This window comes from Rudaea sp., assembly GCF_036383415.1.
GTDB lineage: Bacteria > Pseudomonadota > Gammaproteobacteria > Xanthomonadales > Rhodanobacteraceae > Rudaea.
The window spans coordinates 1-7,667 of record NZ_DASVOK010000154.1; the positions used below are offsets into that span (position 1 = coordinate 1).

The 7,667-nt window shown below is 65.0% G+C and carries 5 protein-coding genes; all 5 read left to right on the top strand.

The features are described from left to right. The first annotated feature begins 9 nt into the window (after positions 1-9). A complete protein-coding gene (gene lpxB, locus VF497_RS05940) occupies positions 10-1,176 on the top strand; it encodes a lipid-A-disaccharide synthase (RefSeq protein WP_330886711.1) in 1,167 nt (388 codons plus the stop codon). A 133-nt stretch (positions 1,177-1,309) separates the two neighbouring features. Then, entirely contained in the window at positions 1,310-3,091 is a 1,782-nt protein-coding gene (locus VF497_RS05945; RefSeq protein WP_330886707.1) for an LTA synthase family protein, read from the top strand. 49 nt (positions 3,092-3,140) lie between these two features. Then, entirely contained in the window at positions 3,141-3,722 is a 582-nt protein-coding gene (gene rnhB / locus VF497_RS05950; protein ID WP_330886708.1) for a ribonuclease HII, read from the top strand. Between the two features lie 185 nt (positions 3,723-3,907). Continuing rightward, entirely contained in the window at positions 3,908-4,417 is a 510-nt protein-coding gene (locus VF497_RS05955) for a carboxymuconolactone decarboxylase family protein (protein WP_330886709.1), read from the top strand. A gap of 90 nt (positions 4,418-4,507) precedes the next feature. Further along, on the top strand, positions 4,508-7,667 hold a 3,160-nt coding region (gene mfd / locus VF497_RS05960), incomplete at its 3' end, for a transcription-repair coupling factor (RefSeq protein WP_330886710.1).

Below are 7,667 nucleotides of genomic sequence, written 5' to 3' on the forward strand. Positions count from 1 at the left end.
GCTGGCGCGGTGACTCCAGCTGCGCCGCGCTTCCTCCTCGTGGCCGGCGAAGCCTCGGGCGACCTGCTCGGTGCCGACCTGATCGCGGGGCTCAAGGCACGCTTTCCGAATGCGTGCTTTGCCGGCATCGGCGGCGCGCGCATGCGCGAGGCGGGCATGGAGATCTGGCAGCCGATGGAGCGGCTGTCGATCATGGGGCTGGTCGAAGTGCTCAAGCACCTGCCCTCGCTGCTCGCGCTGCGCCGCACGGTATTTCGGCGCACGCTGCAGGAAAAGCCCGATGTCTTCATCGGCATCGACGCGCCCGACTTCAACCTCGGTCTCGAAAAAAAACTCAAGCGCGCCGGCATCCGCACCGCACACTACGTGAGCCCGTCGATCTGGGCCTGGCGCGAAAACCGCGCCGAAAAAATCGGCCGCAGCGCCGATCGCGTGCTCTGCCTGTTTCCGATGGAACCGCCGATCTACGCGCGCCATCGCGTCGACGCGCGCTTCGTCGGTCATCCGCTGGCCAATGCGTTCGCGCTGCATCCGGACAAGCTTGCCGCGCGCCGCGCACTCGGCATCCCCGAAGATGCGCTGGTGCTGGCGATGTTGCCCGGCAGCCGGCTCGGCGAGATCCGCAGGCTCGGTCGTGATTTCCTCGGCGCCGCAGTGCTGTTGCGCAAGGAATTTCCCGATCTGCGCGTCCTCGCGCCGATGGCGAACGCGTCTTGCCGCGCCGCATTCGCGGAGCTGATGCGCGGCGCCGGCCTGACAGAGCCCGGCACGGAACCTTTGGCCATGCTGCTCGACGGTCGTGCCCACGAGTGCATGATCGCCGCCGACGCAATCCTGCTCGCCTCGGGCACCGCCGCGCTTGAAGCGATGCTGGCCAAGCGGCCGATGGTCGTCGCCTATCGCATCGCGCCGATGACCTACCGCATCGTGAAGACGCTCGGCATGCTGAAGACGCAGGTGTACTCGCTGCCGAACATTCTTGCCGGCCGCAGCGTCGTGCCCGAACTCATGCAGGAAGATTGCACTCCGCAAGCGCTCGCCGACGCGCTCGCGCCGATGCTGCGCGCACGCGCGCTGCCCACCGACACGCTGACCGAGTTCGTACGCGTCCACGAATCGCTGAGCGGCGAGCACGATGCCGCTGCCGCGATCGCCGAGTTGCTCGACGCTCCATAGCTCGCCATTCCGGCATCGTTACTTGAAATCCTGAACTTCGGTTCACCGCTACCGCGCCGCAGCACCGATCGACGTTGACCTGCACACGCACTGCCCGTAACGTTGCGCCGTGCCGACACCCACACCTTCCGCGATGCCCGGATCCGCGTCGCTTCCACGCCGAAGCAAAATCCTTTTTTCCCTCGTCCTCGCTGCCTTCATCGCGCTGATCGCGTTCGGCCCGCTGTGCGAGGCGACCTGGATCGAATGCGCGTTCTCCTCGACCCTGATCCTCGCCTTCGTCGCGCTGCTCGCGCTGCCGACGCGGCGCTGGATGTTCGCGCTCGCGCTGCCGACGATGATTTTCGGCGGCCTGCTCATAGCGAGCATCATGAAGTTCCACTACCTGACGACGCCGCTCATGGCGCCGGACCTGGTCTACTTCGTCAATCGCGACCTGCTCGACGTCGCCCTGCACTATCCGCCGATCCTCGTCGCCGTGATCGCAGGCGCGATCGCAATCCCGACCCTGCTCGTGCTCGCCTGGCGCTGGGACCGTCCGCGTTTTCTCGCGAACCTCGCGTCGCCGCGGCGACGGCTCGTGCGCGTCGGCGGAACACTCGCGATACTCGCCGTCCTCGCGCTCGCCCTCTGGCCACGCGGTCCATTCGCCAGCGTGTTCGAGAAGGGCATGTGGCAGGCGATGAACGACAAGAGCTACCTCACCGACTTCGTCACCTCGTTCTACCAGACCCAGGTCATCATCCCGCCGTTCGCTAACGACGAGGAAAGCGGCCTCGCCTGGACGCAAGGCGCCAACGACAATCCGCCCGCATGCACGACGCCCGCGTGCAAACCCGACGCGGCGCGCACCAAGGACGGGCAGGAACATCCCGACATCGTTGCCGTGCTCGAGGAAAGCACGTTCGACCCGGCGATGATCAAGGTGTGCACGCGCGCGGATGTGTGCAAGCGCAAGATGTTCGTCTCCGACGGCCGCACGCGCGCGCAAGGCCCGCTGACCGTGCACGTCTGGGGCGGCGGCACCTGGACCAGCGAGTTTTCGCTGATGACCGGTTTGAATCATCTGAGCTTCGGCGACGCTGGCCTGTACGCGCCGTACAACCTCGCGCCACGCGTGAACTTCACCCTGCCGCGCGTGCTGCACGAGGCCGGCTATCGCGCGATCGCGATCTATCCGATGTCGGGCGACTTCATCAACGCGCGCAACGCCTACAAGAACTACGGCTTCGACGCGTTCTACGACGGCAAGGACTACGGCCTGTCGTGGGAATCCTCGGACAACGACCTGTTCCAGGTGTTCAACCAGATCTACAACAAGGAGAAACAGGTCTACGGCAAGCAGCCGCTGTTCGTGATGATGCTGACCCTGCGCCAGCACGGCCCGCACATGACGCCGCTGAAGACGCTGCCCGCACCGTTCGACAAGCCGCTGTTTCCGGCGAAGTTCACGCCGAAATCGCTGGATGAGTGGATGAACCTAAACTTCGGCAACTACCTGCAGCGGCTCGAGGGCTCGGACCTTGCGATGAGCGCGCTGGAAAAGAAGCTGCTCGATGCCGACCGCCCGCTGCTGCTGTTCCATTTCGGCGACCACCAGCCCTCGTTCGACGGCGCGATGCGCGCGCTCGACAAGAACCTGCCCGCGGCCGAGGGCGATCCGAACTTCATCACCTACTACATGCTCAAGACCAACTACAAGCCGGCGCACCAGTATGGCGAGCGCGAAATGGACTTGAGCTTTGCGCCGTCGCTGATCCTCGATCTCGCCGGGGTGAAGAAGGACGCGTTCTTCCAGGCCAACGCGCTGATGCGCGAACGCTGCGAGGGCTTCTACCTGAATTGCAAGAAGAACGAAGTGCTAGATTCGTACCAGAACTACGTTTTCTATCAGTTGGGAGCGCTGCACGAATGAACGTTGGCAACAGGCCCTTCTCCTCTCCCTTCAAGGGGAGGGCTAAAACGTGACTGGAACACATCTCATCGCCGGCGTCGACGAAGCCGGCCGCGGCCCGCTCGCGGGGCCAGTCTTCGTCGCCGCGGTGATCCTCGATCCGGCGCGGCCGATCGAGGGACTTGCCGACTCCAAGGTGCTCAGCCCGGCGCGCCGTGAGGTGCTCGCCATCGAGATTCGCGAACGCGCGCTCGCCTTCAGCGTAATCGAAATCGGCGTCCACGAAATCGACGAGTTGAACATCCTGCAGGCCAGCCTGCTCGGCATGTCGCGCGCGCTGCACGCGCTGGCGACGCCACCCCGGCTGGCCCTGATCGATGGCAACAAGTTGCCGCGTGACCTGCCATGCGAAGCGCGTGCCATTGTCGACGGCGACGCGCTCGAGCCCGCGATCGGCGCTGCATCGATACTCGCCAAGGTCGCGCGCGATGCGCGCATGTGCGAACTCGACGCACGCCATCCGGGTTACGGTTTTGCGGTACACAAGGGCTACCCGACCGCCGCGCACCGCGCCGCGCTGGAACGGCTCGGACCATGTCCCGAGCACCGCCGCAGCTTTGCTCCCGTGCGACAGCAGTCCTTGTTCGATTAGCCGCTTGCCGGGGGCCGTGCCGCCATCGCGACCTCCGATCTGCACGTACCGCGCGGATTTTCGGTAATCTATTCGGGCGCGTCGGCCCGATGGGCGCCGCAGACAATCTCGAACGCTCACCGCACCGCCGTCGCAGGCGTCCGCACTCCGCGGATATTGCTTTGCACAGATCGGGGGAATGCATCATGAAACGTTTGATCAGTCTCGCCATCTTCACTCTTACTTTCGGTCTTTCCGGCACGGCGTTTGCCGCCGATGCCGTCAGCGCCGATGCCAAGGCTGCCTATGCCGACATTGAGGCCACCTTCGGCATCGTGCCGACCTTCCTCAAGGTATTCCCCGCCGACGGCATTGCCGGCGCCTGGGCGGAGATGAAGAATTTCCAGTTGAATCCGCATACCGCGCTGTCGAACAAGGAAAAGGAGTTGATCGGTCTGGCCGTCGCGGCACAGATTCCGTGCCACTACTGCATTTACTTCCACACCGAGGCGGCGAAAGCCAACGGCGCGACCGATGAAGAGGTCCGCGAAGCGATCGCGATGTCGGCAGCGACGCGCCATTGGAGTACCGTGCTCAACGGCTCGCAGATCGATATGCAGCAGTTCAAGAAGGAATTTGCCGCGATGATGAAATTCGCCGGCGACAAGGCCGAGAAAGCCAAGGCAACGGCACCAGCGCCAAAGAAGAAATCATAGGCAGACGCAACATGGTTCGCGCGGCGCAATGCCGCGCGAACCGTGCATGCGGCCGCACGAGCCGCGGCGATCCGCTAAAATGCTCGATTCATGACCGAATCGCTGTTGTTGCATCCGCCGCTGCCTGCCGACGTCAAGCAGCGCCGTTTCTGGAATGCCCCGCATGGCAGCGCGCTGGCGCTGGCGATTGCCGCGGCCGCGCGCGCGCACGCCGGCGTGGTCGTCGCGGTAACGCGCGACACGCACGCCGCGCACACGCTCGAAACCGATCTGCGTGCGCTCGCCGGCAATGCCGATTCAATCGGCGCGGTTGACGTGCTGCATTTCCCCGACTGGGAAACGCTGCCCTACGACCTGTTCGCACCGCACCCCGAAATCGTCTCGCAGCGCATCGCCGCACTGTATCGCCTGCCGGCGACGAAGCGTGGCGTGCTCGTCGTGCCGATGTCGACGCTGATGCAGCGCCTCGCGCCGCGCAGCTTCATCGGCGGGTCCAGTCTGGTGTTGGCGCTGAAACAGACACTCGACCTCGCGACCGAACAGCGCCGCCTCGAAGCCGCCGGCTACCGCAACGTGCCGCAGGTGCTCGAACCGGGTGATTTCGCCGTGCGCGGCGCGCTGCTCGACATCTTCCCGATGGGCACGAACGAGCCTTACCGCATCGAGTTGTTCGACCGCGAGATCGAGTCGATCCGCACCTTCGATCCGGAAACGCAGCGCTCGGCGCACAAGGTCGATCGGATCAACCTTCTCCCGGCGCGCGAATTTCCGTTGACCGAAGAGTCGGTGAAGGCGTTCCGCAATACCTTGCGCGAGCGCTTCCCGATCGACCCGCGCCGCTGCCCGATCTACCAGGACATCAAGGAAGGCACGACGCCGGCCGGCATCGAATACTACCTGCCACTGTTCTTCGAGCGCACCGAGACACTGTTCGACTACCTCAGTTCCGACGCGGTGTTCGTGCTTGCGGAAAACGTTCTCGATGCCGCCGACGTATTCTGGCAGCAGGCGCAGACGCGCTATGACAGCCGCGCACACGATATCGAACGGCCGATCCTGCCGGTCGCCGAGCTGTATCTGCCGCCACAGGAACTGCGCGAGCGGTTCAATCGTTCCCTGCGCGTGGAGATCGTCGCGAAGGGCTCGAACGCGCATGCGGTCGACCTCGGCACGCAGCCCGCGCCGAGCCTGCCGCTCAACCAACGCGGTGAGGAACCGGCGCAGGAACTCAAGCGCTTTCTCGACGCGTATCCAGGCCGCGTGTTGATCGCCGCCGATTCGGCGGGGCGGCGCGAAGCACTGGTCGAACAGTTGATCGGGATGCAATTGCGGCCGCAGGTCGTCGCTTCCTGGAACGAATTTTTCCCGGCCAACGACACGAGCGGGCAGCGCTTCGCCATCACCGTCGCCGCGCTCGACGATGGATTCGCCCTGACCGAGCCCGCGCTGACCGTCCTCACCGATCGCCAACTCTACGGCGAACGCGCGCGCGCGACGCGGCGACGCAAGCATGCGATACGCGAGCCCGAAGCGATCCTGCGCGATCTCTCAGAACTGACAATAGGCGCACCGATCGTGCACGCCGACCACGGCGTCGGTCGCTATCAAGGTTTGCTCAAGCTCGACGTCGGCGGCGCCGGCGGCGAATTTCTCAGCATCGAGTACGCGAAGGGCGACAAGCTCTACGTGCCGGTCGCGCAGTTGCATCTGGTCTCGCGTTATTCGGGCGCGGCGCCCGAGCTTGCGCCGCTGCATGCGCTCGGCGGCGAGGCCTGGGAGAAAGCCAAGCGCAAGGCCGCGCAGAAGGTGCGCGACGTCGCTGCCGAACTGCTCGCGCTGTACGCGCAGCGCGAGGCGCGCGGCGGTACGGCTTTCGTCTACGATCGCAACCTCTACGAGCAGTTCGCCGCCGCATTCCCGTTCGAGGAAACACCCGACCAGCTGCGCGCAATCGAAGCGGTGATCGCCGATCTCGCCTCCGGCAAATCGATGGATCGCGTCGTCTGCGGCGACGTCGGCTTCGGCAAGACCGAGGTCGCGCTGCGCGCCGCGTTCGTCGCCGCGACCGCGGGCAAGCAGGTCGCGCTGCTCGCGCCGACCACACTGCTTGCGCAACAGCACTACCAGAACTTCCGCGACCGTTACGCCGACTGGCCGGTGCGCGTCGAGGTCATTTCGCGCTTCAAGTCGAAAACCGAAGTGAGCGAGGCGCTGAAGAAACTCGAGAACGGCCAGATCGACGTGATGATCGGCACCCATCGCCTGCTGCAACCCGATATCAAATTCAAGGATCTCGGCCTCGTCATCGTCGACGAGGAACAGCGTTTCGGCGTGCGCCAGAAGGAGCAGCTCAAGAAACTTCGCGCCGAAGTCGACCTGCTGACGCTGACCGCGACGCCGATCCCGCGCACGCTCAACATGTCGATGAGCGGCCTGCGCGACCTGTCGATCATCGCCACGCCACCGTCGCACCGGCTCGCGGTGAAGACCTTCGTCGCGCCTTGGGATACGGCGACGATCAAGGAAGCATTCCAGCGCGAGCTCGCACGCGGTGGCCAGGTCTACTTCCTGCACAACGAGGTCGAGACGATCGAGAAGACAGCGCGCGAACTCGGCGAGCTGATTCCCGAAGCGCGCATGCGCGTCGCCCACGGCCAGATGCCCGAGCGCGAACTCGAACAGATCATGCTCGACTTCTACCGACAGCGTTTCAACGTGCTCGTCTGCACGACGATCATCGAATCCGGCATCGACGTGCCGAGCGCGAACACGATCCTGATCAATCGCGCCGATCGTTTCGGCCTGTCGCAGCTGCACCAGCTACGCGGCCGCGTCGGCCGCTCGCACCACCGTGCCTACGCCTACCTGATCGTGCCGGACAAGCGCAGCATCACCGCCGATGCGGAGAAGCGGCTCGAGGCGATCGCCTCGCTCGAGGAACTCGGTGCCGGCTTCACCCTGGCCACGCACGATCTCGAGATCCGTGGCGCAGGCGAACTGCTCGGCGAGGAGCAGTCAGGCCAGATCGAAGCCGTCGGCTTCTCGCTCTACTCCGAACTGCTCGAACGCGCCGTGCGCGCACTCAAGTCGGGCAAAGTGCCGGACTTCGACCTCGTCAACGAGCACGATGCCGAGATCGAACTGCACGTCCCCGCGCTGATCCCCGACGACTACCTGCCCGACGTGCACACCCGCCTGACCCTGTACAAGCGCATCGCCAGCGCGCGCCACGACGAAGCGCTGCGCGACC